The following is a 24,412-nucleotide window of genomic DNA, read 5'->3' as shown; positions in this document are numbered from 1 at the left end:
GGCTGGCGGCGTGCGGTTCACGGCTCCATTGTCGCTGCCGCTTGCGCTTTAGCAACAGCGTTGCCAAAGTGGCCCAGGACGGTCGGCGCACGGACGGCCGGAACACGGAGGGCTGGAACGTGACGGGCTGGAACGTGACGGGCTGGAAGGCGAAGGGCACGGCGGCATGAACAGTGACAGCAGAACGCGGCCGGACGGCTTCCGGGTCGGCCTGATCGGCTACGGGCTGGCGGGCTCCGTCTTCCACGCGCCGCTCATCGCCGCCACGGACGGCCTGGTCCTCGACACCGTCGTCACCAGCGACCCGGAGCGGCAGCGGCAGGCCGCGGCCGAGCACCCCGGGGTGCGAGCGGTCGAGAGCAGTGACGAGCTCTTCGCGCGCGCCGGGGAGCTCGACCTGATCGTCATCGCCTCCCCCAACCGCACCCACGTGCCGCTCGCCTACGCCGCCCTCGAAGCCGGCCTCCCCGTCGTCGTCGACAAGCCACTCGCCGCGACGGCCGCCGAGGCCGAGGCGCTCGCCGCCCTCGCGCAGGAGCGCGGCCTGCTGCTGAGCCCCTTCCAGAACCGCCGCTGGGACAACGACTTCCGCACCGTACGGCAGCTCCTTGCCGACGGCGCGCTCGGCAGCGTCCTGCGCTTCGAGTCCCGCTTCGAGCGCTGGCGGCCCCGGCCCAAGGGCGGCTGGCGCGAGTCCGGTGACCCGGCCGACATCGGCGGCCTCCTCTACGACCTGGGCAGCCACGTCGTCGACCAGGCCCTCGCCCTCTTCGGCCCCGCCACGGCCGTCTACGCCGAGGCCGACGTGCGCCGCCCCGGCGCGGAGGCCGACGACGACACGTTCATCGCCGTGACGCACGCGAACGGCGTCCGCTCCCACCTGTGGGTCAGCGCCACCACGGCCCAGCTCGGACCCCGCTTCCGGGTGCTGGGCAGCGAGGCGGGCTACGTGAAGTACGGCCTGGACCCGCAGGAGGCCGCCCTGCGCGAGGGCCTGCGCCCCGGCCCCGACCGGTCCGGCTGGGGCGTCGAGCCCGAGTCCCTCTGGGGCCGCCTCGGCGCCGGCGAGTCCCCCCAGACGGGCGGCGGCGACCCCGTACCGACGCTGCCGGGCGACTATCCCGCCTACTACGCGGCCGTCGAGACGTCCTTGCGCACCGGCGCCGAACCGCCGGTCACGGCACGGGAAGCGGTGGCCGCGCTGCAGGTGCTGGAGGCGGCGAAGGTGTCGGCGGAGGAGGGTCGCACGGTGCGGATCGGGGAGCCCCGGTGAGCTCCGGGGCGACGGCCCCGGCCCCCGGGGACTGAGGCGGCCCGGCGTCAGGTCAGCGCTTGGGCCAGTGCCACAGCGGCTCGTCCAGCATGCTCTCGCGGCCCGCGACGTCCGTCTGCCCGGCGGCGTCCTTGACCAGGTGAACGGAGTTGACGTCGATGCGGTGGCGGCCGGCGCCGCGGCCGAGGGCCTCCGCCAGGCCGGGGGCGTGCGTCACCACCACGACCTGGGTGTCCCGCGCCGCCGTCAGGATCAGGTCGGCCAGCGGCGGCAGCAGCTCCGGGTGCAGGCTGGACTCCGGCTCGTTGAGGACGAGCAGCGCGGGCGGGCGCGGGGTGAGCAGCGCCGCCGTCCACAGCAGATAGCGCAGGGTGCCGTCGGAGAGCTCGGCCGCGCCGAGCGGGCGCAGCAGCCCGCGCTGGTGCAGCTTCAGCTCGAAGCGGCCGCCCTCGCTGACGATCTCCACCCGGCTGCCGGGGAACGCCGCGTCCACGGCGGCGTCCAGCGCCTCGCGGTCGCCGGTCTCGCGGATCGTCTGCAGGGCGGCCGCGACGTCCGCGCCGTCGTGCCCGAGCACCGGGGTGCGGGTGCCGACCTGCGCGCTGCGGGCGGGCGCGTGAGCGTCGGTCCGTACGTGGTCGTAGAACCGCCAGGACCGCATGTGCTCGCGCAGCCGCAGCAGGTCGGGGGCGAGCTGCGGGTCGGCGAGCTCGCTGAGCATGCTGTCGTAGGGACGGACGGCGTTCACCGAGCTGTGCCACGTGCCCTGCGCGGTGCGGGTGCGGACGGCGGGGCCGGAGCGGTCCGACAGCAGGGCGGCCGGGCGCAGCACGGGCCCGGCCCAGGTGCACTCCCGCTTGATCTCGGGGTCCTGGTTGAACATGGACGGCGCGCCCGTGCTGCCCGAGGTCGGTATCGGGTGCCCGAAGTCCACCGCGTAGCCGAACTCGTCCCCCGCGAAGCCGAGCCGGAGACTCGCCGCCGGGGAACGGCCCGAGCCCTTCCGCTCCCCCGCCCACAGCGTCGACGCCAGCCCGCCCTCCCGCGCCAGCGCCGCGACGGCCCCGCCCCGCGCGGAGTCGGCCAGCAGCCGCAGGGCCCGGTAGAGACTGGACTTCCCGGTGGCGTTCGCTCCCGTCACCACGTTCAGCCGCCCCAGGGGGACGATCAGGCGGCGCAGGGAGCGGTAGTTCTCGACGGCGACGGTGGTGAGCATGGGACCTCTCGGGCATAGCGGTACGTAGTGCTATTCCCGCCAGTGTGCCAAGGGGCACTGACAACACCCCGTCGCCGGCGTCGCCCGCGCGGCTAGTACGTGAGCACCGGGCTCTTCACGAACTCGGCGAACTCGAAGTTCTTCCCGTTGGGAAGGATCTGCAGTTCGGCGCGGTAGCGGTGCCCGGGGGTCGGGTTGGGCAGGGTGTAGTGGTAGTCCAGCGGCCGGTCGCACCGGCGCAGCTCACGTTCCCACTGCCACTCGGTGGTGTCGTCGAAGGCCACCAGCCGCATGCGGCAGTCGCCGCCGGCGCCGGGCCAGTCGCTGCGGGCCTCGAAGAGGATGTCGCCACCGCGGCCACCGTCGTCTATGAGCGTGACGCAGGCCTGCTTGGTCACGGGGCCGGTACAGCCCCCGCCCGTGGCCGCCGCCGCGGTGCCCCCGGCGGCGACGGTGCCTGCCAGCACGGTGCCCGCGAACGAGACGGCCGCCAGGGCCCGGGCCGTGGGGCGCGCTAATGCGTGGAGAGTCATGGTTTCACCTCATATGCCGTACATCTCCGGAAGATCACCGGAATGGGTGCGCCGAGCATATGAGGGCGGCGAGTTCCGCGCTGCTGATTTTTGACGCAGTGAGGATCATGCGGTTCTGCTCACCGCGTCCGCGCGGATGGCATTCCGAGCCCGCTTCTACGCCGCACACGCTCCCTAAACCGGTTGCATTCCGGGCCAGGGACGCGGTGGACTCCCTCCCTGGTGGAGACGAAGGAGGTGTCGCCATGAAGAGGCGAACCTAGCCGCCCGCCCGGAAGGTCCGGGAGAACCGGGCGGCGGTTCCGATAGGAACACGACCATGTCCCGTACGGACAAGACCAAGCCTCTCTGGGTCCGCCACAAGGAGCACCGGCCCCGGCCCGTTCACGACCACCGCTTCGGCGCCTGTGATCTGCCGCCGCGCCCGACGCGGGATGCCTCCGGCACCCGCTGCCAGTGGGAGCACCCCGGCGCGCTGCTCTTCCGCCACACCTGCTGCTCCGGCTGCGGCGTACGCGGCTGCCGGAAGGAACGCCGGCTGGAGGCCCGGGCCCGTAACCGCAAGCAGCGCCGCGCGGTCCGACGCCGCCTCGCCGCTGCGGCGGACGGCGCCTGACACTGTTCCCGGCCCGCACCTACGCCACGGGCGCCAGCCCCCACCAGGCCCTCTTCCGGGGCAAGTTCGCGATCCACGTCGCCGCGGCGCGGTCCGCCCTTCGGGCCTCCCTCGGCTTCGGGGTGAGCGCGTGCGGCATGCCCGGCGGGCGTAGGGCGCCGTAGTCCGTGAACCGCGTCACCCCGCACGCCCTGCACCGCGCCTCCCCCGGTGCGGGGTGGTTCCAGCCCTCGCTGTGGTTGCAGCGGATCCTCACGCGGGTGTCCCTTCCGCCATGTGTCCCCTCCAGTGCCGCCGCACGGCGACCAGCGCGTCCGCGGCCTTCGCCTTGTCCCCGCCGCGCTCCGCCTCCCACCAGGTCGCCTTCAGCGCCGGGCATTCCGGACAGTCGGCGATTCCGGGCCGGCGGCCCCGTTCCGGGTTCCTGCGGGCCTCGGCCCGCTCCTCGCCGGTCGCCAACCGCAGCGCGACGAACGGTACTTCCCATTCCGTACCTCCACCGGGTGGACGTACGTGAACCCGCCCGCCCGTTCCCCCGATGACCTGTACGATCCGGCCATCCCGGGTATCCACCACGAACGCACCGTTCCTGTATGTCATGCCATCCCCCAACGCTCCTCCGCGAGTTCCAGATGGTCCGGCCACAATGCACCCATTTCCAGTGCGATTTCAAACCCCAAATTGCTGAGCTACAAATTGCAGCTCTACAAGTTGCAGGTCAGGAGGTCACGGTGGGACAGCAAGCACAGCGCACCGCCAGGCGGCGAAAGCTGGGCGCAGCACTGAGGGACGCACGGGTATCGGCGGGCGTGACGGTCGCACAGGCAGCGAAAGCAATCGATGGCGACAATTCCAAGGTCAGCCGAGTTGAGACCGGCTGCCAGCGCATCACTCGGCTGCAGCTGAATGCACTGATGGACCTCTACGGAGTGCGGCGGAAGAAAACCCGCGACTGGCTGACCGCTCTGGCCTCCGAAGAGCGAAAGAAGAACTGGTGGTCCCAGTACCACGAGATGCTGCCAGGGGGGTTCAAGGAAACCCTGCTCCTTGAGAATGACGCCGCCAAGATCGAGGTGTACCAGCCAGAGGTCGTCCCAGGTCTGCTGCAGATCCCGGACTACGCCAGGACAGTCATGGCCGGAGCCCCCGATCCGCCGACCGAAGAGCAACTCGACTTCTACGTCAGGTTCCGCATGGAGCGGCAACGCATCTTCACCCGGGAGGACCCTCCCCAGTACGTATGCCTCCTTCAGGAAGGCGTACTCCACGAGCAGTGGGAGAGCCCCGCTGTCATGGCTGCCCAGCTTCGACGCCTAGTGGCAGCGAGCCGGTCCCCGCACATCACGATCCAGATCATCCCGTTCGCCCGGAACCGGTACGCATGCACCGGAGGCGCGTTCAACATCTACTCGTACCCGGACCCCATGGACCTGGAGGTCGTCCATATCGCCCTTCTCGACGGCGAGTTGTACTTGGAGGATGATGACCAGGTGGCGAAATACCGCAAGGCATTCCGGAACATCCAAGCCTCGGCTCTGTCGGCACAACACTCCATCGAGCTGATTACCTCGATCGCAAACGACCGCGAACAGGAAGCGAGGCACACGTGATACGCCACGACCTGCCCGCCCACGGATGGCGCAAGTCCTCCTACAGCGAGGGGCAGAATGCGGGCTGCATCGAGATGCAGGCCACCGCAGACAAGTTCGTCGCCATAGGCGACAGCAAGGCCCGCCCCCGGGGCGCATTCGTCTTCGCGCCGCGCGCGTGGGCCGCGTTCGTGCACTCCATACGGGAGGACACTCTTCAACCCGCCCGCTGACGGGGGCGGTTGCAGATCAGGACCAGCAAACCCAGCCACGCCCCCAGGGCGACCATCGCCGCCCCCGCCAGCAGCGGCTCGCCGCCCGCGGGCGCGCCGCCGTGCGCCAGGGCGCGCCCGTCGGGCGCGACGTGCCGCGCCCGGGGCGCGGGCCCCGGCCCGGACCCCGGCGGGGCGAACGCGCACCCCAGCACCACAGCCACCGTCACCACGACCGCGGCGAGCACCGCCGCCTTTCTCCTGCGCATATCAAAAAATATGCCCGCAACCGGGGCGAAAACCTCGCCGTACACGCCGAGGCGGGCCGACGCAGAACGCCTACGCGTCCTTGAAGACCTGCCGCTGCCGCCCCAGGCCCTCGATCTCCAGCTCCACCACGTCCCCCGCCCGCAGGTACGGCTTGGGCTCCGGGCGGCTCAGGGCCACGCCCGCCGGGGTGCCGGTGAGGATCACGTCACCCGGATACAGGGTCATGAACGTGCTCACGTACCGCACGACCTCCCCCACCGGGAAGATCTGGTCGGCCGTCGTCTCGTCCTGCTGCAGGACTCCGTTCACCCACAGCCGCAGCCGCAGCCCCTGCGGATCAGGGATCTCCTCCGCCGTCGCCAGCCACGGCCCCAGCGGGGTGAACGTCTCGTAGTTCTTGCCCTTGACCCACGCGCCGCCGCGGTCGAACTGGTACTCGCGCTCGGAGACGTCGTGGGCGGCCACGTAGCCCGCCACAACACCCATCGCCGCCTTCTCCGACTCCAGGCGACGGGCCGTGCGGCCGATGACCACCGCCAGCTCGACCTCCCAGTCCGTCTTCTCGCTCCCCCACGGGATGAGGACCGTGTCGTCCGGACCGGCGACCGTATCGGCGGCCTTCAAAAACAGGACAGGCTCGGACGGGATGACCGACCGCGTCTCGGCGGCCAGGCCGCGATAGTTCAGGCCCACGCCGACGATCTTGCCGATCCGGCTGACCGGCGGCCCGAACCGCAGCCCGGAAGGGTCGAGCGCGGGGAGGATGCGCGCGCCGACCGCGGCGCGGATCCGCTCCAGCGCGGCCGCGTCGGCCAGCAGCGCGCCGTCGATGTCCGGCACCAGCGCCGACAGGTCCCGAAGCGTGCCGTCCTCGTCCAGCAGCGCCGGGCGTTCCGCCCCCGCGGGCCCCACACGCAGCAGTTTCATCGCTAGATCGTCCAAGAGCGGAGGTGCTCTCCGCAAGGGACGTTTCGGACTGCGAACAGCGAATTGTGGGCCACGCCCCAGAGGTTATCCGGGCCGTGGCCCACGCCGCGTCACGTGCGGTAGGCGTAGTAGACCGCTCCCGGGTAGGACGCGATGATGCTCGCGACCGACTTCCGGTAGGTGTTGGTCGAGTGGTACGTCAGGTACGGGACGCCCATCCGGCTCCGGTACGTGGTGATCATGGAGTGGTCCTTGGACCCGTCACCGTCGAAGTCCATCTGCAGGATGTCGCCGACGTCCATCTGGTAGACGTTCGGCAGGTTGGTCGCCCGCTTGGCGGACAGCGTGTGCCACGCCCACTCGTTGGCGCCGACCCAGGAGTCGGACTGGTTCGACTTGTTGTACCACCACTTGTGGTAGTCGGAGGTGTCCGAACCCGGCACGTCCTTCCAGCCGCCGGCCTTCAGGGCCTGGCTGATGAAGTTGGTGCAGTCGCCGCCCGCGGCGTTGAAACTGCGGTAGGCCGGGTTGTAGTTGCGCCAGTACTTCTCGGCGTAGGCCGCCATCGCCTTGTAGTCCAGACCGCCCTTGGCGGGGGTCAGGTTCTTCGGCTTGGCGTTCCGGCTGCCGGGGTAGCGGGTCGAGGCCGGGCTGCCGTTGAGGTCGATGCTGCCGGTCGCGGCCACCGCGGTGCGGGGCTCGTTGATGGCGCCGGGGCCGTCGTCCTGCGGGCGGATGCCCGTGAGCTCCCAGTTCCCGTTCTTGCCGAGGGAGAAGCTGAGCTCGTGGTGGGCGGTGAAGCCGGTGGTCGTCGGCTCGTCACCGCGGATCTTCTTGTACGTGAGCTCCGTGGTCTCGGTGACCCGGACCGTGGCGCGGTTGCCCTTGACGGTGGTCTTGTCGACCGAGGTCTTGGTCTCGGCGGCCGTGTACGCCTCGCCGAGGGCCGCGAGCCACGCCTTGCGCGTCTTCAGCGAGGACAGTCCGGTGTCCTCGGCCCGCGCGAGCCCGGAGGAGAGCCGGACCTTCCCGTCGAGCTTGACCGCCTTGCGGTCGGCCGTCGAGCGGGTGTCCAGGAGGACGGAGGTGCGGTCCTTGAGGATCGCGTCGGCTATTCGGCCGAAGGCCTCGACCGTCGCGCTGTCAGCCGTACGGGCGTCCGGCTTGCCGGCGGCGAACGCGGCCGACGTGGGCAGGAGAGCGGCCGTGGCGGCCACCGTCACAGCCGCCCCAACAGCGGCTCTGAATCTCGTTATGTGCACGATGTTTCCCCTTGTCGCCCGGTCCGAGCGGACCGGGGACGGAATCTTCGCACAAACCTTGGATTACCGGTGGTACGGGTGATCATTGCATGGATCTCTGCCATCTCCCGAACACGTACGGTCAAAATTGGTCCAGGCCGACGAGTCGGTCTCGTCGGCCTGGTCGCTATTCGTCACCCCTGTGCCGCGGGCGGCTACTTGTCGTAGAAGGTCCAGAGCTGGTTGTTGGGGCCGTCCCCCTGCTCCTCCGTCGTGACGGCCTTGTCGGCGCCGTTCGCCTGGAGGGCGGCGTCCGCGAACTTCTTGTTGATGATCTCCGTCTGGTCCTCGGCCGTGTCCACGACCCAGCGCTGCGCCAGGTTGTTCGTGTCGCACTTCGCCAACTGCACCGTGCCGGAGGCGGCCGTGGCGGTGACGCACGTGCCGAACCGGGTGTTCGCGATCGTGTAGACACCCAGCCCGTCGGGCTGGGTGGCCACTCTGGAGAACGTCCAGACCTGGTCCGCGAAGCTGCCGTCCCGCGTCCAGACCTCGGATCCCTCGTGGGCGTCGAGGTTGGTGTTGTCGAGGTACGACTGGACGGACTTGGTGAAGGAGTCGGGGGGCGCGGCCGCGGCCCCGGCCGGGTTCCCTGCCGCAACGAGGGTGCCCGTCAGCAGGGTCGTTGCCGCGGCCGCGAAGACCGCCTTGCCGGTGATACGCATTGCATCGCTCCATTCGGTCGAAACATGCGATCCGGAGAACAGCGCGAAGATTTCCATTCGCTTTTGCTCATGGCAAGTGCCGTAACCGGCCAACGATGCGCACCTATTCGCCCTTTATGCCGGAACCGATGCCTCCGGTCGCGACGCCGCCGGTCGTGGATCGGCCGCGAGCACCTCCTCGTCCGGACGGCCGTCAACCGGCTGCGGCCCGAGCCGCGAGACGGCGAGGGCGACCACGAGGTTCACGCCCAGCGCGAGCGCCCCGGCGTTCACGCCCCACAGCGGGTCGTGCTCCGTGAAGACCAGGGCGCACACCAGCGCCCCGCCCGCCACGAGTCCGCTCACCGCGCCCCACAGCGTCAGCCGACGCCACATCAGCCCCAGCAGGACCATCGGCACGAGCTGGGCCATCCCCTCGTACGAGATGAGGGAGAGCCGTACCAGCGTGTTCGGCGTGAGATACGTCAGGACGAGCGCGAGCCCGCCCGCCACGACCACCACGACCTGCGCCGCGACCCGCTGCCGCCGCGGCCGGTCCTTGAGCGCGGGCACCGTGCCGAGGACGCTCCTCCCCCACATCGTGCCGATGACCAGCATGAAGACGGCCATGGGCACGATCGACGAGAGCGCCGCGGCGACGCCCGTCAGGCCCACCGTCCACGCCGGCAGCGAGTCCACGACGAGCTTGAAGAGGGCGAGGTTGGACCCCGCGCCCGTCAGGCCCGGCACCACGAACAGGGCCGCCAGCCCCAGCAGCATCGGCACGAACAGCAGCACGTTGTAGAACGGCAGGAGCATCGCGTTGCGGCGCAGCGCGTCGGCGCTGCGGGCGCCGAGGTAGCCCGCGACGGTGGTCGGGAAGATGACGACCGTCAGCGAGTTGAGAAAGCTTGTGGTCGCGAACCAGGTCGCGTCGAGACCGCTGCCGCCGTGGCCGGTCAGCGTCAGCCAGTCGGGCTTCTCGGCCACCAGCCGGTCCAGGAAGGGCCCGTAGCCGTCGAAGTAGTGGTTCGGGACGTAGATCGCGAGGAAGCCGAGCGTGGCGATGACCAGCACGTCCTTCAGCACCGACACCCAGGCGCTGCCGCGCAGCCCGCTCACCACCACGAAGCCGGTCGTCACGGCGAAGGCGATGAAGTAGGCCCAGTTCAGGCTGATGGCGCCGTACGAGATCGTGGAGACCACGACACCCATGCCCGTGATCTGGAGCTGGATGTACGGCAGCAGACACACGGTCGCCAGGATCGCGACCACCGTGCCGAGCCAGGGCCGCCCGTACCGGTGGGCGACCATGTCGGTGATGGTGACGAGGCCGTGGCGGCGGGCGTACGACCACAGCGTCGGGCCGACGACGTAACCGATCGCGTAGCCGCAGGACATGTAGGCGATCACGTACAGAACGGGGGCGCCGTGGTTGTAGCCCCACCCGGCGGCACCCAGATAGCTGAAGCTCGTGTAGCCCTCACCGGCCATGAGCACCCAGATGAAGACGGTGCCGAGGCTGCGGCCGCCCACGGACCACTCGGCGATGCCGGTGGTGCGTCCGCGGCCGCGGACGGCGAGGAGGCCGAGGGCCACGGTGAACACCATGAAGACGCCGAAGACGGTCGTCGCGACCGCCGCGTTGCCGCTCACACGCGCCCTCGCTTCCGGTCGCCCCGCCAGGCGAGGAAGACGGCGGCGGGGGTGAGGAGGGTGGCGGCGAGCACCCAGAAGAAGAGGAAGGGCAGGCCGAAGATGACGGGCCGCACGCGGTCGGCGAGCGGAAGCGCCCCGAGGAAGAGGACGTACGGGGCGAGCAGCCACAGCAAGGTGGGACGTTTCAACACGGGGTGACCCTAACCGGGTCAGGTGTGCGGTGCCGTACGGGCCGGGCCCGTTCGGCACCGCCGGTACCCCCGGTGGGGGTTGCTCGCCGCTGCGGCGGATTCAAGGGCCCGGGGCCGGTCCTCGCCCCGCGGCGAACCGGAGAGGCCGGCTTACCCGCTGGGTTACCCTCCCAGCCCCCGCGTCAGGCCGTAGATGCACAGCCCCGCCAGCGCCCCCACCACCGTGCCGTTGATGCGGATGAACTGCAGGTCCCGGCCGATATGGGCCTCGATCTTCCGCGACGTGTGCTCCGCGTCCCAGCTCGCGACCGTGTCCGTGATGAGCAGCGTGATCTCGTCCTTGTACGTCGTGACGACGTACACCGCCGCGTCCTCCAGCCAGCCGTCCATCTTCTGCCGCAGCCGGTCGTCACCGGCCATCCGCGAGCCCAGCGACAGGATCCCCGCCCGCACCCGCAGCCGCAGCTCGCTCCGCTCGTCCTCCGCCGCCGCGACGATCATGGCGCGGACGGACGCCCACACCGACGCGATGACGTCCTGGACCTCGCCCCGGCCGAGCAGCTCGGACTTCAGGCGCTCCGTCCGGGCCCGGGTGTCCGTGTCGGACTGCAGGTCGCGGGCGAAGTCCGCGAGGAAGCGGTCGACGGCGCCGCGCGCCGGATGCTCCGGCATGTCCCGCATCTCGGCGGCGAAGCGCAGGAGTTCCTTGTAGACCCGCTCCCCGACCTTCCGGTCGACGAAGCGCGGCGTCCAGCCGGGCGCGCCGCCGGTGACGGCCTCCATCACGGAGTCGCCGTGCGCGACGAGCCAGTCGTGGGCGCGGACGCACACGAGGTCCACGACGCGCCGGTGCCCGCCGTCCGCGACGACCTTCTCCAGCATCGCGCCGATGCCGGGCGCGACCTCCGCGGCGTCGGCGCGCCGGGTGATGGCCTCGCCGACGACGGCCTGCACGTCGGAGTCGCGCAGGACGGTGAGCGCGCCGCGCACGGCCGTGGCCAGTTCGGCGGTGACGCGGTCGGCGTGTTCGGGGCGGGAGAGCCAGGCGCCGAGGCGGGAGGCGATGCCGACGGCGCGCAGCCGGAGCCGGACGACGTCGGCGGAGAGGAAGTTCTCTCCGACGAAGTCGCCGAGGCTCTGACCGAGCTGGTCCTTCTTGGTGGGGATGATGGCGGTGTGCGGGATGGGCAGGCCCATCGGGCGCCGGAAGAGGGCGGTGACGGCGAACCAGTCGGCGAGGGCGCCGACCATGCCGGCCTCGGCGGCGGCCGCCACGTAGCCGGCCCAGGCCCCCGCGCCCGCCGACTGGCCCCACTTCGCCAATCCGTACACCAGTGCGACCGTGAGCAGGAGGCCCGTGGCCAGGGCCTTCATGCGGCGGACGCCGCGGCGCTTCTCCTCGTCGGCCGGGCTGTAGGTGAGACTGCCCAGCGGAGCGGGCATCACCCGTTCGGCGGTATCCGCACCGCCGTCGGACCCGCCCTCGGACCCGCCTTCGGCACCCTCGGCACCGCCCTCCGCGCTCACGCCGCGCTCGCCTTCAGGCGACCGTTTCATCCGCACCACCCGTTCACACCATCCGTTCCAGCCGTCCCGGCCGCTCCGGCCGTCCCGGTCGGCGTCCGTTTCCGTGCAATGTCCTTACCCGGCCTACTACTGGAACGGACCGGGAGTTCCCCGCGTCTGACAAGTCGCATGTGACACGTTGCGTGACCCACCGGACCGAAGGGCGCTCCCCACGGGCGCACCCCGAGACCACCGTGGGATCATGGAACGGCGATCGGACCGCGAGGGCGCTGTTGCTGATCAGTCGCTGTTTCCGTCCCCGGTTCCGCACCCGGAGCTGCCGCTCCGCTCTCTTCCAGGAGACACCCGTCATGAACAGGCCACCCCTGCCCCGCGGTACGGCCTACGCCGTACTCGCCGCGCTGGCGGCCGTGGTGATCATCATCTCGACCGCGATATTCCTCGGGACCGGCGGCCGCGAGGGGCGGGCCGTGACCGGCACGCACGAGAACCGCGGCTCCGCCGAGCCCGCCGCCACGGGGCAGTGGGTGGGCTCCTGGGCCACCGCGCCGGCGGCGGCCGAGCCGAACACCGCCAAGGGCTACGCGGGCATGTCCATCCGGAACGTGGTCCACACCAGCATCGGCGGCACGGGTGCGCGCATCCAGCTCTCCAACCTGTACGGCACCGTGCCGCTCGCCGTCACGCACGCCTCGCTCGCCGTCGCCGCGGCCCCCGGCTCCCCCGCCGCCGCGCCCGGCAGCATGCAGCGCCTGACCTTCGCCGGGCAGCCCTCGGTGACCGTCCCGGCCGGCGGGTCGCTGCTCAGCGACCCGGTGCGGCTGGCCGTCCCGGCCGCGGCCGACCTGCTCGTCACCACGTACTCGCCGACCCCCTCCGGCCCGGTCACCTACCACCCGCACGCCCGGCAGACCTCCTTCATCGCCCAGGGCGACCACACCGAGGAGCCGCTCGGCACGGCGTACACGACGAAGACGCCGTACTGGCGCTACGTGTCGGCTGTCGACGTGTGGACGCAGGAGGCGCACGGCGCCGTCGTCGCGCTCGGCGACTCCATCACCGACGGCGTGACCGCCACCGCCGGCGCGAACCACCGCTGGACGGACTTCCTGGCCGCCCGGCTGCGCACGGAGCCGGGGGCGCCGCGCTACGGCGTCCTCAACGAGGGCATCAGCGGCAACCGCATCCTGCTGAGCAACTCGCCCAGCCCGACCGCGAACAATCTCAGCGGCCTGTCCCGCTTCGACCGCGACGTGCTCGGCCGCACGGGCGCCCGCGTCGTCGTCATCGCGCTCGGCGTCAACGACATCCTGCGCAAGCCGCAGGTCGACAACCCGCAGCACATCGTCGAGGGCCTGCGCACGATGGTGCGGCGCGCGCACGAGCGCGGACTGCGGGTGGTCGGCTCCACGCTGATGCCGTTCAAGGGGCACAAGGGCGTGGTGGAGCGGCAGGAGGTCACCCGGCAGGGCGTCAACCAGATCATCCGCTCGGGCGGCGTCTTCGACTCCGTCGTGGACTTCGACCGCACGCTGCGCGACCCGGCCGCCCCGGACCGGCTGCTCCCCGCGTACGACTCGGGGGACCACCTGCACCCGAGCGACGCGGGCTACGAGGCGATGGCGCGGGCGCTGGACGTGGAAACGCTGAAGGGCGAGGCGGCGGCCGCCCTGTGATTCCGGGGTAGGTGCGGGCTACGGCGCGGGGGGATTCCGCCGAACCCAGGCGGTGGGGGTGCTCGCCGTGGCGGCGGGCACTTTTCAGCGGCTTCGCCGCGGCAGGACTCACCGTGCCGGTGGCGCCCCATTCCGCCGGACCCACGCCGTGGGGGTTGTCCGCCGTCGCGGCGGGCACCTTTTCAGCGGCTTCGCCGCCGCCGGGCTCACCGTGCCGGTGGCGCCCCATTCCGCCGGACCCACGCCGTGGGGGTTGTCCGCCGTCGCGGCGGGCACTTTCTCAGCGGCTTCGCCGCGGCGGGGCCCGCCGGGCTGCCTGCACGTTTTCCCGCCGTGACGGCGGGAGGTATTTCAGCGGGCTTCCCCCGCTGCCGGGCCCGCCGGGCTGCCGGCGTTCTCTTCCGCCGCGGCGGCGAGCAACCACCGGCCGCCTGTCCGGCGGTGCCGGACCGCAACGGTCTGGGGTACGGGCTACTCCAGGGGTCGGCGCCGCTCCCCGCGGGACAGGCGCCGTTCCTCTCGGCGCTCCTCGCGGAGGCGGCGGCGTTCCGCCTTGGTGACCTTGCGGTCCACGCCCACGCCGCCCCAGAAGGCGAAGCCGGTGATGCGGACGCGGGGGGAGCCGGGCGTGCCCGCGCCGGAGGCCTTGTCGTCGAAGCCGCCCATGATGCCGACGCCGCCGACGTGCACGTCGAGCTCCGGCGGCACGGTGACCTGCATGCCGCCCATGATCGCGATGCAGCGGATGACGATCTCGCCGTCCTCGAAGCGCGCCTCGCGCAGGTCGATCTCGCCACCGCCCCAGAAGGCGAACGCGGTGAACCGGCGCGGCACCGTCCACGTGCCCTTGCGCTGGAAGCCGCCCATGACGCCGATGGCGACCGGCCCGCTCACGGGGCCGCCGCCGATGCGCCCGGCCCAGTCCGGCCCGGCCGGCGCCGGGGCCGACGCCGCCGCGCCCGCGGGCTTGGTCAGAGAGACGGCCGTGCCGCCGCCCGGCGCCGGCAGGTCCCGTACGAGTGGCTCCAGCTCGCCGTGCGTCTTCGCCTTGTACGCCGCTTCCAGGCGCTCCTCGAACTCCTCCATCGTGAGCCTGCCCTCGGCCACGGCCTCGCGCAGGGCCTCCGCAACGCGCTCCCGCTCGGCGTCCGAAGCGCGCATCTCTGGAAGTTCGCTCATCATACGAACAGCGTAGCCAGCGGAATTATCGATTCTGCCCTGCGCTCGGCAGGACACGGCAAGGAGCCGGAGGGAGACCGATAGGGGACATTCACCGCAACGGCCCCGCACGGGCGCATCTCGTACCGCATCCCGTCGTTGAACCGGAAAAGCGGCGGCCGCGGCGATCACGGGTTTTTCACCCGCCGGAGCGGACGGCCCACCCCCGGACGGCCGAGCCGGCAGGGCCGGACGCGGTACGCGCCATTGGCGCGGAACGCATGATGCGACAGTGTTCGACGGGGTGCACGACGTGTACGAAGCACAGCGGACCGCCCGACACGAGACCGCGCCGCCGTGACCGAACCAACGGCGGCGGCCGAGGAGTCCCTACAGACATGAGCGACGAGCACGCACAGCGGGCCGCCGGGGGCGGCCGTGGCGCACCGGCGGGCTGGGCGCCCAGGGAGACCAACGGCCCCGGACGCGGCGGGCACGGCGGCCGCACCGGCACACCGGGCCGACCGGACCGCCCCGGCGGGAACGGCAACGGCCGCCGCCCCCGCCGCACCGGCTGGCGCCGCCTCCTGCCCACCTGGCGCATGGTCCTCGGCGGCATCCTGCTCGTCGTCCTGCTCATCGCCGCCGGCCTCATCGCCGGCTACATGCTCGTGCAGATCCCCGCCGCCAACCAGGCCGCGGTCGCCGAGAGCAACGTCTTCCTCTACGCCGACGGCAGCCAGCTGGCCCGCGACGGCGAGGTCAACCGCGAGAGCGTGCCGCTCAGCAAGGTGCCCCGGGACGTGCAGCACGCCGTGCTCGCCGCCGAGGACCGCGACTTCTACTCCGAGTCCGCCGTGAACCCCGAGGCGATGCTGCGCGCCGCCTGGAACACCGTCACCGGCAAGGGCAAGCAGTCCGGCTCCACCATCACCCAGCAGTACGTCAAGAACTACTACCTGGGCCAGGAGCAGACGATCAGCCGCAAGGTGAAGGAATTCTTCATCGCCATCAAGCTGGACCGCGAGGAGAGCAAGGACGACATCCTCGAAGGCTATTTGAACACCAGCTACTTCGGCCGCAACGCCTACGGAATCCAGGCCGCCGCGCAGGCGTACTACGGCAAGGACTCCGACAAGCTCAACACCGCCGAAGGCGCCTATCTGGCCACGCTCCTCAACGCCCCCAGCCTCTACGACGTCGGCGCCCACCCCGAGAACCAGGCGCGCGCCACCGCCCGCTGGAACTACGTCCTCGACGGCATGGTCAAGAAGAAGTGGCTCGGCAAGGCCGACCGCGACGCCATGAAGTTCCCCGCTCCCGGCAAGGCACGGGCCCGGCTCGGCATGTCCGGCCAGCGCGGCTACCTGGTCGAGGCGGTCAAGGACTACCTCACCACCAACAAGATCGTCGACGAGCAGACGCTCGCCCGCGGCGGCTACCGCATCACCACCACCGTCGAGAAGAAGAAGCAGGACGCGTTCGTCAACGCCGTACAGAAACAGCTCATGGACGAGCTCAGCGACGACCGCGCCGTCGACCGGTACGTACGGGCCGGCGGAGCCTCCATCGACCCGCGGACGGGCCGGGTCGTCGCCCTCTACGGCGGCATCGACTACACCAAGCAGTTCGTCAACAACGCCACCCGCCGCGACTTCCAGGTCGGCTCCACCTTCAAGCCGTTCGTCTTCACCTCGGCCGTCGCGAACGACGCGTCCACCCAGGACGGGCGCACCATCACCCCCAACACCCGCTACGACGGCACGAACAAGCGCCCCGTGCAGGGCCCGAACGGGCCCGTCGGCTACGCGCCCGCCAACGAGGACGACATCTCGTACGGGCAGATCTCCGTCACCAAGGCCACCGACCTGTCCGTCAACGCCGTCTACGCGCAGATGGCCCAGGACGTCGGCCCCGGCAAGGTCAAGGACACCGCCGTCGCCCTCGGCATCCCCGAGAACACCCCCGACCTCAACGCCAACCCCTCCATCGCGCTCGGCGTCGCCAACGCCAGCGTCCTGGACATGACCCAGGCGTACGCGACGCTCGCCAACCACGGGCGGCACGGCGCGTACACCCTGGTCGACAAGGTCACCAAGGGCGCCGAAGTCGTCCCGCTGCCGAACCAGGACGTCAAGCAGGCCGTCACGCGCACCGCCGCCGACACCACGACCTCGGTCCTGGAGAGCGTCGTCGACAACGGCACCGGGCGGGGCGCGCAGGCCGCGGGGCGGCCCGCGGCCGGCAAGACGGGCACCGCGGAGGACGACAAGGCCGCGTGGTTCGCGGGCTACACCCCCGACCTCGCGACCGTCGTCGCCGTGATGGGCCAGGACTCCGACACCGGCGAGCACAAGTCGCTCTACGGCGCCGCCGGGCAGGCCCGGATCAACGGCGGCGGGTTCCCGGCCGACATCTGGGCCGCGTACACGCGCGCCGCGCTCGCCGGGACCTCGGTCAAGGACTTCGACCTGGAGCTGGAGAGCGGGGCCCGGCTGCCCACCATGGAGCCGACGATCCCGGCGCCGCCGACCTCCTCCGCGCCGCCGTCGATCCCGGCGCCGCCGACGCCGCCCACGACCTCCATCCCGCCGCTGCCGCCGACCGGGCCGCCCCCCGGCTTCCCGACCCGGCCGCCTACGGGGCCGCCCTCGATCCCGGGGCTGCCCACGTTCATCCCGAACGAGCCGAAGGGCGGGGGTGTGGGGCTGGACGGGGGGCTGCTCGGGGACTACTGAGCGGAAGAGCGCCGAAGGCGTACGTCAGTGGCCCGACGTCGCCTTCAGGCCCACCACCGCCACCAGCAGCAACACTATGAAGAAGATCCGCGCCGCCGTCGCCGGCTCGCCCAGGACCAGGATGCCCAGGACCGCCGCGCCCGCCGCGCCGATGCCCACCCACACCCCGTAGGCCGTACCGATGGGCAGGGACTTCGCCGCCTGCGACAGCAGCAGCATGCTCGCCGCGATACCCGCGACGGTGAACACGCTCGGCCACAGCCGGGTGAACCCGTCGGTGAACTTCATGCCGATCGACCAGCCGACTTCCAGCAGACCGGCGACGGCGAGCAGGACCCATGCCATGACGGCACCTCCGTGGAGAGAACTTCCAGGTGGTGCGTCGTCTTGTCCTGACCCGGTACGGCGCGTCTCGTCGGGTACCTACGACCGTAGCAAACCCGGAGGCAGCAGACCCGAAGGCGGCAAACTCAGAGGTACAGACCCGTGGAGTCCTCGGACCCCTCCAGCCGCTCCGCCGCCACCGCGTGCAGGTCGCGCTCGCGCATCAGCACGTACGCCACGCCCCGGACCTCGACCTCCGCGCGGTCCTCCGGGTCGTACAGCACCCGGTCGCCCGGCTCCACCGTCCGCACGCTCTGCCCGACCGCCACCACCTCGGCCCAGGCCAGCCGGCGGCCCACCGCCGCCGTCGCGGGAATGACGATGCCACCGGAGGACCGGCGCTCGCCCTCCGGGATGTCGGTCCGGACCAGCACGCGGTCGTGCAGCATCCGGATGGGCAGCTTGTCGTGGGTGGTGTTCGTACTCACGCAGACGACCGTACCTGTCCGCACGCGGCACCGCCGCCACAGATCGCGGATCCGCCGATGTGACCTGCGCCCGCCTGCCCCCGCCGTACGCCCGCCGCACGCGCCCGCCGCACGCCCGCCCGGCGCCCGGCCTGCCGCCTGCTTCCCGCTGCTTCCCGCTACTTCCCGCGCTTGCGCGAGACCGTGATCAAGCCGATCACGCCCACCGCGACCATGGCCACCGGCACGATCCGGTCCAGCCGCGGGGCGCCGTCCTCCGTCGTGAAGCGCGCCTTGGCGTCCTCCAGCAGCCGGTGCGCCGTGGCGCAGGCGCGGCCCGCGGTGTGGTCCACCTTCGCGGCGACCTTCGCCTTCGCGTCGCCCATGATCGTGGCCGGGTGCATGCGCACGCCGATCTCGTCGAGCGTCACGGCGAGCTCGTTCCGCCTGCGGGCGATGTCCGCCTCGATCTGCGCAGGGGTCCTGGCATCCGACACCGCGCTGCCTCCGTCGTCTCGATAAGAGTGATGATGAGTGATGACGACAGTCTGTCAGCTCACCGGACCCCGTGCCCCGCGGCACCCCCGATCGGGCCGCTTCCCCGTGCCGGTGACTACGCTCGGCACGAGAAGCCGACCGGAAGCCGACCGGCGGCCACCGACCGGCCACCGACCCGGCCACCGCCCCGAGGAGAGCCATGAGCGAGCGACTGCAGCCCGGCGACACCGCCCCCGCCTTCACCCTGCCCGACGCCGACGGCAACCCGGTCTCGCTCGCGGACCGCAAGGGCCGCAAGGTGATCGTCTACTTCTACCCGGCCGCCCTCACCCCCGGCTGCACCAAGCAGGCCTGCGACTTCACCGACAACCTCGACTTCCTCGCCGGCCACGGCTACGACGTGATCGGCGTCTCCCCCGACAAGCCGGAGAAGCTCGCGAAGTTCCGCGACAAGGAGAGCCTCAAGGTCACGCTCGTCGGCGACCCGGAGAAGAAGGTGCTGGAGGCGTACGGCGCGTTCGGGGAGAAGAAGCTGTACGGGAAGACGGTGACCGGCGTCATCCGGTCGACGGTGATCGTCGACGAGGAAGGCCGTGTGGAGCGGGCGCTGTACAACGTGAAGGCCACCGGGCACGTAGCGAAGATCATCAAGGACCTGGGGCTGTAAGCACCCCGAAAACCGGTGGGTCGCCGGGCGGGATCACGCCCGTCCGGCGCCACCGTCCTCCTCCGGAGACTCCGGTTCCGACTCCGGAAGGTCCAGCACCGCCCGCGCGCCGCCGCCCTCCGCCGTGCCGAACTCCAGCCGGGCCCCCAGCACCACCGCCTGCCCCACCGCGATCGTCAGCCCCAGCCCGTGCCCGGTGCCCCGCTCCGGGGCCGCCGTGCGGAAACGGCGCGGGCCCTGGTCCACCAGGTCCGGCGGATAGCCGTCACCGTGATCGCGCACCACGATCCGCGTGCCCTCCACCGTGACCTCGATCGGCGGCTTCCCGTGCTTCGCCGCGTTGGCCAGGAGGTTCACCAGGATCCGCTCCACCCGGCGGGCGTCCGTCGCCACGATCCGGCCCTCGCCGACCACCTCGATCGCCACGTCGTCCACGCCGCGCTGGCCCTGCGCCCGCTTGACGATCCCCCTCACCAGCGACGGCAGCTCCACCGCGTCCAGCTGGGCGCGCTCCCGGCCCGCGTCCAGCCGGGACACCTCCAGCAGGTCCTCCACGAGCACCCGCATCGTCTGCGCCCGCTCGCGCACCATCTCCACCGCCCGCGGGTGCGGCAGCAGCTCCGCCGACGCCACCAGCCCGGCCACCGGCGTGCGCAGCTCGTGCGCCACGTCCGCCGTGAACTCGCGCTCCGCCTCCACCCGCGCCGCCAGCGACGTCGCCATGTGGTGCACCGAGCGGCCCAGCTCCGCGACCTCGTCCCGGCCGCCCGCCGCCAGCGCCTCCGCGTCCGGCGGCTCGCCCGCCGCGATCCGCCGCGCCGCCGCCGCACTCGTCCGCAGCCGCCGCGACAGGCTCTGCGCCACGAACCACGCGACCACCGCCATCAGCGCCACCGTCGCCGCACCCGCCACGACCAGCGCCTTGTCCAGCGCCGTCATCAGGGGATCGCGGTCCGGGTAAGGCGCCGACACCGACAGCACCTTGTCGCCGCCGACGGACGTGGCCGCCCACACCCGCGGATCCTCGCCGCCGCTGATGTACGTCCCCGAGCGGCCCCGGGCCACCGCCCGCGCCAGCGGGAACGGCAGCGCGGCGTCGTCCAGTTGGGCGCCCAGGGCCAGCGTGCTGTCGCGCTGGTAGATCTGCAGGGCCGAGCTCAGCAGGTCGTCCTGATAGGCCTGGGCCTGCCGGTCGCGCTCCGCCGCGGAGATGTGGTGCACGGCCAGCCCCAGCACCACGACGGCGAGCGCGGTGACGAAGGAGATCGCGAGGGCGATCCGGCCACGGATACCCATCACGCGATCGTGTACACCTCTTTCGCCTTCGCATGGGGGGTGGCGCCCGTGTAACTGACCTCGATGCCCGTGAAAGCCATCATGCCGTCGACCTTCGTGACGTCGTAGAGCCGCAGCCGCGCCGGGAAGGAGGCCGGCGAACCGCCCCCGGCCGCGCCCGAGACCAGCACCACGCCCGAGCCGTCCGCGCCGTCGGCGCCGAACGAGTCCCACTTGATGTCACTGGCCACCACGCCCGCGTTGGAGCAGTTCAGCGTGATGATCTTCGGCTCGACGACCGGCTTGCCGACGCCGCACTCGCGCACGCCCGGCATCTCCCGCGGCCCCGCCGTGTCCTCGGCCGTCGCCTCCGGCTCCCGCGGCGGGAGCGACTTCTGCGCCGCCGCCGTCTTGGGGGCGTCGGCCACCACGCCCGAGCGGTCCCCGGCCGCGCAGTACCAGACGCCGCCGACGGCGAGCACCGTCACCACCGCGAAGATCGCCAGGGCGGTGCGCACGCCGGGCCGGCGGAGCGCCACACGGTCGGCCATCGGCCTCTCTCTCTGGTGTCTTGCAGAACTTCCGGGGTCCGGCTGTGCGGCCCCGCTGTGAGGGACGGTGAAATCGGGCCGCGCGTTCCCTTCATGCCTATATCAGCTTCCGCCGCCCGCCGCCTCGCGGGCCGCCCGCCGGGCGTGACCAATCTCCCTATCGGGGGGCGCACCGGTTTGAGCCGCGGCGCAGCGTGCAGACGCAGGCGCGTACACACGTCACACCGCCGAAGCGTGAGGGGGCCGAGCCGTGCCCAACGGCAGCACCACGGAAGCCGAGACCGGAAACGGGAACGGCACGGGGAACGGGAACGGAAGCGGGAACGGGAACGGGAACGGTCGTGCGAACGGGCACGGCAACGGCCACGACCCGGCCGCGGTCAGACGCCACCCGGCCCTCTTCCGGGCCGTCGCCCGCCGCCGCAACCCCCGCCTGCGGCGCACCGACATCACCGTCACGGACGAGCGGACCGTGAGACGGGCCGTCAAGGCGGCGGCGCTCGGCAACGCCATGGAGTGGTTCGACTTCGGCATCTACAGCTATCTCGCGGTCACCCTCGGGGACGTCTTCTTCCCCTCCGGCAACGACACGGTGCGCCTGCTGTCGTCCCTCGCGACCTTCGCCGTCGCCTTCCTCGTCCGGCCCCTGGGCGGGATGTTCTTCGGCCCGCTCGGCGACCGGGTGGGCCGCAAGCGGGTGCTGGCCCTGACGATGGTGCTGATGGCCTCCGGCACCTTCGCCATCGGCCTGATCCCTTCGTACGCGGCGATCGGCTTCTGGTCGCCGGTGCTGCTGATCTGCTTCCGGATGCTGCAGGGCTTCTCCACGGGCGGGGAGTACGGGGGCGCGGCCACCTTCATCGCCGAGTACGCGCCGGACAAGCGCCGCGGCTACTTCGGCAGCTTCCTGGAGTTCGGCACCCTCGCCGGCTACGTCGGCGCGGCCGGCCTCGTCACGGCCATGACGTCGGCGCTCGGCAGCACGGCGATGACGGACTGGGGCTGGCGGGTGCCCTTCCTCGTCGCCGGGCCGCTCGGGCTCGTGGGCCTGTACCTGCGGCTGCGGCTGGAGGACACCCCGGCCTTCCAGAAGCTGGAGGAGGAAGAGCACACGGGCACGGAGCTCAAGCAGATCTTCACCACCCAGTGGGCGAGGCTCCTGCTCTGCGTGGTCCTGGCCGGGGCGTACGGCATCACGGACTACATGCTGCTGTCGTACATGCCGACCTACCTGACCGACCAGCTCGGCTACGACGACGCGCACGGCCTGCTGATCCTCATCGCGACGATGGTGCTGCTCATGGCGGTCATCACGGGCGTGGGACGGCTGAGCGACCGCGTCGGCCGCAAGCCGCTGCTGACGGCGGGCATGGGCGGCTTCGTCGTCCTGTCGGCCCCGGCGTTCCTGCTGCTGAAACAGGGCGGCCTGCCCGCGGTCCTCGGCGGCATGCTGATGCTCGGCGTGCCCTTGGTGTGCCTCCTGGGCACCATGTCCGCCGCCCTCCCGGCCCTCTTCCCCACCCCCGTCCGCTACGGCTCCCTCGCCATCGGCTACAACCTCTCCACGTCCCTCTTCGGCGGCACGACCCCGCTGGTGATCACGGCCCTGATCCACGCCACGGGCAGCGACATGGCGCCCGCGTTCTACACGGCGGGCGCGGCCGTCGTCGGCATGGCCGCCGTCGCCTTCATGCGCGAGACGGCGCGGCGGCCGCTGGAGGGGTCACCGCCGTCGGTGGCCACGAAGGAGGAAGCGGAAGAGATCGTCACTTCCCGCTCCCCCGACCCGAAGTTCTGACGCCCCGGCCGATCGGTCCCCGGTCCGGCGTACTCCTGCCCAGTCCCGCTCCGCCTACAGGGGCGGCGGTCCGCCCGATACCATGGGTCAGCATCTCGCGGCCGTGGTGGAATTGGCAGTCACGCTGGGTTTAGGTCCCAGTGGGGTAACACCCGTGAGGGTTCGAGTCCCTCCGGCCGCACAGACGCGAAAAGGGCCGTTCCGCTCCGGCGGGACGGCCCTTTTCGCATGCGCTCAGCCCAGCAGTTCGCGGACCACCGGGACCAGGGCGCGGAACGCCTTGCCGCGGTGGCTGATCGCGTTCTTTTCGTCCGCCGTCAGTTCGGCGCAGGTGCGGGTCTCGCCGAGGGGCTGGAGGATCGGGTCGTAGCCGAAGCCGCCGCCGCCCGCGGGCTCGTGGCGGAGGGTGCCCTCCAGGCGGCCCTCGACGACGCGTTCCGTGCCGTCCGGGAGGGCCAGGGCCGCCGCGCAGGCGAAGTGCGCGCCGCGGTGCTCGTCGGCGATGTCGCCGAGCTGGGCCAGGAGGAGGTCCAGGTTGGCCTTGTCGTTGCCGTGGCGGCCGGCCCAGCGGGCGGAGAAGATGCCGGGGGCGCCGCCGAGGACGTCGACGCACAGGCCCGAGTCGTCGGCGACGGCCGGGAAGCCGGTGGCCCGGGCGAGGGCGTGGGCCTTGAGGAGGGCGTTCTCGGCGAAGGTGACGCCGGTCTCCTTGACGTCGGGGATCTCGGGGTAGGCGTCGGCGCCGACGAGTTCGACGTCGAGGCCGGCGCCTTCCAGGATGGCGCGGAGCTCGGTGACCTTGTTGGCGTTGCGGGTGGCGAGGATCAGGCGCTTCATGGGGTGATTATCCCGGGAAGTCCCGGGCCCGCTTCGCCGTGCCCGCCTCAACGTGCCTACTTCGACGTGCACACCTTGGACAGCTCGCCCGCCGCGTCCGTCAGCGGCGTCAGGTCGGGCGTCCTGTCGTCGCGCAGGGCGTCGCGGACGTTGCCGATGGCCTTCTGGAGGTGGTCGAGGGCCTTGCCGACGTCGACGTTGCTGCTCTTGTCCTTGAGCTTCTTCGTGTCCTTCTCAAGGTTGTCGAGGATCTTGCCGGCGTTGCCGGTGTCGGTCGCCGTGTCGGTGACGCTGCGCTGGAGGTCGTCGACGTCGTTCGATATCTCGATGCCGAGGCGGGCGCAGTCCACGGCCTTCTGGGCGGTTGCGCAGCCGGCGGCGAGCGGTAGGGCGAGTGCGGCGGCGGCCAGCAGCAGGGTCTTCTTGTGTGCGGGCACGGGGTCCCCTCCCCTTGGGACGGCTACG

General features: G+C 71.6%; 26 protein-coding genes, 1 tRNA gene and 1 riboswitch. Of the genes, 9 read left to right on the top strand and 18 right to left on the bottom strand.

Annotation, left to right across the window (positions count from 1 at the left end):
- The first annotated feature begins 166 nt into the window (after nucleotides 1-166).
- Nucleotides 167-1,273 carry a Gfo/Idh/MocA family protein gene (locus tag ACSNOH_RS11970; RefSeq protein ID WP_436721237.1) on the top strand — a complete coding sequence of 369 codons (1,107 nt, stop codon included), beginning with the start codon at nucleotides 167-169 and terminating at the stop codon, nucleotides 1,271-1,273.
- A 52-nt stretch (nucleotides 1,274-1,325) separates the two neighbouring features.
- Here ACSNOH_RS11970 and ACSNOH_RS11965 read toward each other — a convergent pair whose 3' ends face one another.
- Complete coding sequence (locus tag ACSNOH_RS11965; RefSeq protein WP_436721236.1) at nucleotides 1,326-2,489, bottom strand: AAA family ATPase; 1,164 nt, start codon at nucleotides 2,487-2,489, stop codon at nucleotides 1,326-1,328.
- Between the two features lie 92 nt (nucleotides 2,490-2,581).
- Nucleotides 2,582-3,022, bottom strand: a complete 441-nt coding sequence (locus tag ACSNOH_RS11960; RefSeq protein ID WP_436721235.1) for a hypothetical protein — start codon at nucleotides 3,020-3,022, stop codon at nucleotides 2,582-2,584.
- 319 nt (nucleotides 3,023-3,341) lie between these two features.
- On the opposite strand from ACSNOH_RS11960, the gene ACSNOH_RS11955 reads away from it, so the two are divergent.
- Nucleotides 3,342-3,638: a hypothetical protein gene (locus ACSNOH_RS11955; protein ID WP_436721234.1), complete on the top strand. Its 297-nt coding sequence runs from the start codon at nucleotides 3,342-3,344 to the stop codon at nucleotides 3,636-3,638.
- Nucleotides 3,639-3,657: 19 nt separating this feature from the next.
- Here the strand turns inward: ACSNOH_RS11955 and ACSNOH_RS11950 are convergent, their stop codons facing one another.
- A complete protein-coding gene (locus ACSNOH_RS11950; protein ID WP_436721233.1) occupies nucleotides 3,658-4,017 on the bottom strand; it encodes a DUF6255 family natural product biosynthesis protein in 360 nt (119 codons plus the stop codon).
- Between the two features lie 352 nt (nucleotides 4,018-4,369).
- On the opposite strand from ACSNOH_RS11950, the gene ACSNOH_RS11945 reads away from it, so the two are divergent.
- Nucleotides 4,370-5,248, top strand: coding sequence for a helix-turn-helix domain-containing protein (locus ACSNOH_RS11945; RefSeq protein ID WP_436721232.1), 879 nt, complete (start codon nucleotides 4,370-4,372; stop codon nucleotides 5,246-5,248).
- Nucleotides 5,245-5,460, top strand: coding sequence for a DUF397 domain-containing protein (locus tag ACSNOH_RS11940; protein ID WP_436721231.1), 216 nt, complete (start codon nucleotides 5,245-5,247; stop codon nucleotides 5,458-5,460). The genes ACSNOH_RS11945 and ACSNOH_RS11940 overlap by 4 nt, the downstream gene beginning before the upstream one ends.
- Here the strand turns inward: ACSNOH_RS11940 and ACSNOH_RS11935 are convergent.
- The 7 genes from ACSNOH_RS11935 to ACSNOH_RS11905 all read right to left on the bottom strand — a co-directional run bounded on the left by ACSNOH_RS11935 (nucleotide 5,445) and on the right by ACSNOH_RS11905 (nucleotide 11,874).
- The gene (locus ACSNOH_RS11935; RefSeq protein ID WP_436721230.1) at nucleotides 5,445-5,708 is read right to left on the bottom strand and encodes a hypothetical protein; all 264 of its coding nucleotides are present in this window, start codon (nucleotides 5,706-5,708) and stop codon (nucleotides 5,445-5,447) included. The two genes, ACSNOH_RS11940 and ACSNOH_RS11935, sit on opposite strands and share 16 nt — an antisense overlap.
- A 70-nt stretch (nucleotides 5,709-5,778) precedes the next feature.
- Entirely contained in the window at nucleotides 5,779-6,636 is an 858-nt protein-coding gene (locus ACSNOH_RS11930) for a fumarylacetoacetate hydrolase family protein (protein ID WP_436721229.1), read from the bottom strand.
- Between the two features lie 110 nt (nucleotides 6,637-6,746).
- A complete protein-coding gene (locus ACSNOH_RS11925; RefSeq protein ID WP_436721228.1) occupies nucleotides 6,747-7,859 on the bottom strand; it encodes an amidase domain-containing protein in 1,113 nt (370 codons plus the stop codon).
- Between the two features lie 233 nt (nucleotides 7,860-8,092).
- Entirely contained in the window at nucleotides 8,093-8,602 is a 510-nt protein-coding gene (locus tag ACSNOH_RS11920; RefSeq protein WP_436721226.1) for a ricin-type beta-trefoil lectin domain protein, read from the bottom strand.
- A gap of 114 nt (nucleotides 8,603-8,716) precedes the next feature.
- The gene (locus ACSNOH_RS11915; protein WP_436721240.1) at nucleotides 8,717-10,192 is read right to left on the bottom strand and encodes a sodium:solute symporter family protein; all 1,476 of its coding nucleotides are present in this window, start codon (nucleotides 10,190-10,192) and stop codon (nucleotides 8,717-8,719) included.
- A 41-nt stretch (nucleotides 10,193-10,233) separates the two neighbouring features.
- Nucleotides 10,234-10,431, bottom strand: a complete 198-nt coding sequence (locus tag ACSNOH_RS11910) for a DUF3311 domain-containing protein (protein ID WP_436721225.1) — start codon at nucleotides 10,429-10,431, stop codon at nucleotides 10,234-10,236.
- Nucleotides 10,432-10,593: 162 nt separating this feature from the next.
- Nucleotides 10,594-11,874, bottom strand: coding sequence for a DUF445 domain-containing protein (locus tag ACSNOH_RS11905; protein ID WP_436721239.1), 1,281 nt, complete (start codon nucleotides 11,872-11,874; stop codon nucleotides 10,594-10,596).
- Between the two features lie 434 nt (nucleotides 11,875-12,308).
- On the opposite strand from ACSNOH_RS11905, the gene ACSNOH_RS11900 reads away from it, so the two are divergent.
- The gene (locus tag ACSNOH_RS11900) at nucleotides 12,309-13,634 is read left to right on the top strand and encodes an SGNH/GDSL hydrolase family protein (RefSeq protein WP_436721224.1); all 1,326 of its coding nucleotides are present in this window, start codon (nucleotides 12,309-12,311) and stop codon (nucleotides 13,632-13,634) included.
- Between the two features lie 471 nt (nucleotides 13,635-14,105).
- On the opposite strand, the gene ACSNOH_RS11895 is transcribed toward ACSNOH_RS11900, so the two are convergent.
- Entirely contained in the window at nucleotides 14,106-14,816 is a 711-nt protein-coding gene (locus tag ACSNOH_RS11895; protein ID WP_436721223.1) for a DUF1707 SHOCT-like domain-containing protein, read from the bottom strand.
- Nucleotides 14,817-15,190: 374 nt separating this feature from the next.
- Between ACSNOH_RS11895 and ACSNOH_RS11890 the strand changes: the two genes are divergently transcribed.
- Nucleotides 15,191-17,530: a transglycosylase domain-containing protein gene (locus ACSNOH_RS11890; protein WP_436721222.1), complete on the top strand. Its 2,340-nt coding sequence runs from the start codon at nucleotides 15,191-15,193 to the stop codon at nucleotides 17,528-17,530.
- Nucleotides 17,531-17,554: 24 nt separating this feature from the next.
- Here ACSNOH_RS11890 and ACSNOH_RS11885 read toward each other — a convergent pair whose 3' ends face one another.
- The 3 genes from ACSNOH_RS11885 to ACSNOH_RS11875 form a co-directional block, all read right to left on the bottom strand.
- Nucleotides 17,555-17,875, bottom strand: coding sequence for a DMT family transporter (locus ACSNOH_RS11885; protein WP_436721221.1), 321 nt, complete (start codon nucleotides 17,873-17,875; stop codon nucleotides 17,555-17,557).
- Between the two features lie 31 nt (nucleotides 17,876-17,906).
- Nucleotides 17,907-17,971: riboswitch (guanidine-III (ykkC-III) riboswitch) on the bottom strand.
- Nucleotides 17,972-18,000: 29 nt separating this feature from the next.
- Complete coding sequence (locus ACSNOH_RS11880) at nucleotides 18,001-18,303, bottom strand: GroES family chaperonin (RefSeq protein ID WP_058046871.1); 303 nt, start codon at nucleotides 18,301-18,303, stop codon at nucleotides 18,001-18,003.
- 197 nt (nucleotides 18,304-18,500) lie between these two features.
- On the bottom strand, nucleotides 18,501-18,818 hold the full coding sequence (locus ACSNOH_RS11875) for a DUF3618 domain-containing protein (protein WP_436721220.1): 318 nt from the start codon (nucleotides 18,816-18,818) through the stop codon (nucleotides 18,501-18,503).
- Nucleotides 18,819-19,018: 200 nt separating this feature from the next.
- Between ACSNOH_RS11875 and bcp the strand changes: the two genes are divergently transcribed.
- The gene (gene bcp / locus ACSNOH_RS11870; protein WP_436721219.1) at nucleotides 19,019-19,486 is read left to right on the top strand and encodes a thioredoxin-dependent thiol peroxidase; all 468 of its coding nucleotides are present in this window, start codon (nucleotides 19,019-19,021) and stop codon (nucleotides 19,484-19,486) included.
- A gap of 33 nt (nucleotides 19,487-19,519) precedes the next feature.
- Here the strand turns inward: bcp and ACSNOH_RS11865 are convergent, their stop codons facing one another.
- Together ACSNOH_RS11865 and ACSNOH_RS11860 are read right to left on the bottom strand one after the other, a co-directional pair.
- A complete protein-coding gene (locus ACSNOH_RS11865; protein ID WP_436721218.1) occupies nucleotides 19,520-20,782 on the bottom strand; it encodes a sensor histidine kinase in 1,263 nt (420 codons plus the stop codon).
- On the bottom strand, nucleotides 20,782-21,312 hold the full coding sequence (locus tag ACSNOH_RS11860; RefSeq protein ID WP_436721217.1) for a hypothetical protein: 531 nt from the start codon (nucleotides 21,310-21,312) through the stop codon (nucleotides 20,782-20,784). Before ACSNOH_RS11860 ends, ACSNOH_RS11865 begins: the two co-directional genes overlap by 1 nt.
- A 250-nt stretch (nucleotides 21,313-21,562) precedes the next feature.
- Between ACSNOH_RS11860 and ACSNOH_RS11855 the strand changes: the two genes are divergently transcribed.
- Nucleotides 21,563-23,110, top strand: a complete 1,548-nt coding sequence (locus ACSNOH_RS11855) for an MFS transporter (protein ID WP_436721216.1) — start codon at nucleotides 21,563-21,565, stop codon at nucleotides 23,108-23,110.
- Nucleotides 23,111-23,207: 97 nt separating this feature from the next.
- Nucleotides 23,208-23,291: transfer RNA gene (locus ACSNOH_RS11850), tRNA-Leu, on the top strand.
- A 53-nt stretch (nucleotides 23,292-23,344) separates the two neighbouring features.
- On the opposite strand, the gene rdgB is transcribed toward ACSNOH_RS11850, so the two are convergent.
- Both rdgB and ACSNOH_RS11840 read right to left on the bottom strand, forming a co-directional pair.
- The gene (gene rdgB / locus ACSNOH_RS11845; protein WP_436721215.1) at nucleotides 23,345-23,947 is read right to left on the bottom strand and encodes an RdgB/HAM1 family non-canonical purine NTP pyrophosphatase; all 603 of its coding nucleotides are present in this window, start codon (nucleotides 23,945-23,947) and stop codon (nucleotides 23,345-23,347) included.
- A 56-nt stretch (nucleotides 23,948-24,003) separates the two neighbouring features.
- Complete coding sequence (locus ACSNOH_RS11840; RefSeq protein WP_436721214.1) at nucleotides 24,004-24,384, bottom strand: hypothetical protein; 381 nt, start codon at nucleotides 24,382-24,384, stop codon at nucleotides 24,004-24,006.
- Nucleotides 24,385-24,412: the final 28 nt, after the last annotated feature.

Origin of the sequence: Streptomyces sp. URMC 127 (assembly GCF_051386535.1) — a bacterium.
Classification (GTDB): Bacteria; Actinomycetota; Actinomycetes; order Streptomycetales; family Streptomycetaceae; genus Streptomyces.
This window is presented reverse-complemented; position numbering and strand designations above follow the sequence as displayed.

Excerpts from the sequence above, each read along its gene's own strand:
- ACSNOH_RS11970 (WP_436721237.1), top strand. The coding sequence starts at position 167 with ATGAACAGTGACAGCAGAACGCGGCCGGACGGCTTCCGGGTCGGCCTG.
- ACSNOH_RS11965 (WP_436721236.1), bottom strand. The coding sequence starts at position 2,489 with ATGCTCACCACCGTCGCCGTCGAGAACTACCGCTCCCTGCGCCGCCTG.
- ACSNOH_RS11960 (WP_436721235.1), bottom strand. The coding sequence starts at position 3,022 with ATGACTCTCCACGCATTAGCGCGCCCCACGGCCCGGGCCCTGGCGGCC.
- ACSNOH_RS11955 (WP_436721234.1), top strand. The coding sequence starts at position 3,342 with ATGTCCCGTACGGACAAGACCAAGCCTCTCTGGGTCCGCCACAAGGAG.
- ACSNOH_RS11950 (WP_436721233.1), bottom strand. The coding sequence starts at position 4,017 with ATGCCCGGCGCTGAAGGCGACCTGGTGGGAGGCGGAGCGCGGCGGGGA.
- ACSNOH_RS11935 (WP_436721230.1), bottom strand. The coding sequence starts at position 5,708 with ATGCGCAGGAGAAAGGCGGCGGTGCTCGCCGCGGTCGTGGTGACGGTG.
- ACSNOH_RS11930 (WP_436721229.1), bottom strand. The coding sequence starts at position 6,636 with ATGAAACTGCTGCGTGTGGGGCCCGCGGGGGCGGAACGCCCGGCGCTG.
- ACSNOH_RS11920 (WP_436721226.1), bottom strand. The coding sequence starts at position 8,602 with ATGCGTATCACCGGCAAGGCGGTCTTCGCGGCCGCGGCAACGACCCTG.
- ACSNOH_RS11915 (WP_436721240.1), bottom strand. The coding sequence starts at position 10,192 with ATGGTGTTCACCGTGGCCCTCGGCCTCCTCGCCGTCCGCGGCCGCGGA.
- ACSNOH_RS11905 (WP_436721239.1), bottom strand. The coding sequence starts at position 11,874 with ATGCCCGCTCCGCTGGGCAGTCTCACCTACAGCCCGGCCGACGAGGAG.
- ACSNOH_RS11900 (WP_436721224.1), top strand. The coding sequence starts at position 12,309 with ATGAACAGGCCACCCCTGCCCCGCGGTACGGCCTACGCCGTACTCGCC.
- ACSNOH_RS11895 (WP_436721223.1), bottom strand. The coding sequence starts at position 14,816 with ATGATGAGCGAACTTCCAGAGATGCGCGCTTCGGACGCCGAGCGGGAG.
- ACSNOH_RS11890 (WP_436721222.1), top strand. The coding sequence starts at position 15,191 with ATGAGCGACGAGCACGCACAGCGGGCCGCCGGGGGCGGCCGTGGCGCA.
- ACSNOH_RS11885 (WP_436721221.1), bottom strand. The coding sequence starts at position 17,875 with ATGGCATGGGTCCTGCTCGCCGTCGCCGGTCTGCTGGAAGTCGGCTGG.
- ACSNOH_RS11880 (WP_058046871.1), bottom strand. The coding sequence starts at position 18,303 with ATGCTGCACGACCGCGTGCTGGTCCGGACCGACATCCCGGAGGGCGAG.
- bcp (WP_436721219.1), top strand. The coding sequence starts at position 19,019 with ATGAGCGAGCGACTGCAGCCCGGCGACACCGCCCCCGCCTTCACCCTG.
- ACSNOH_RS11865 (WP_436721218.1), bottom strand. The coding sequence starts at position 20,782 with ATGGGTATCCGTGGCCGGATCGCCCTCGCGATCTCCTTCGTCACCGCG.
- ACSNOH_RS11860 (WP_436721217.1), bottom strand. The coding sequence starts at position 21,312 with ATGGCCGACCGTGTGGCGCTCCGCCGGCCCGGCGTGCGCACCGCCCTG.
- rdgB (WP_436721215.1), bottom strand. The coding sequence starts at position 23,947 with ATGAAGCGCCTGATCCTCGCCACCCGCAACGCCAACAAGGTCACCGAG.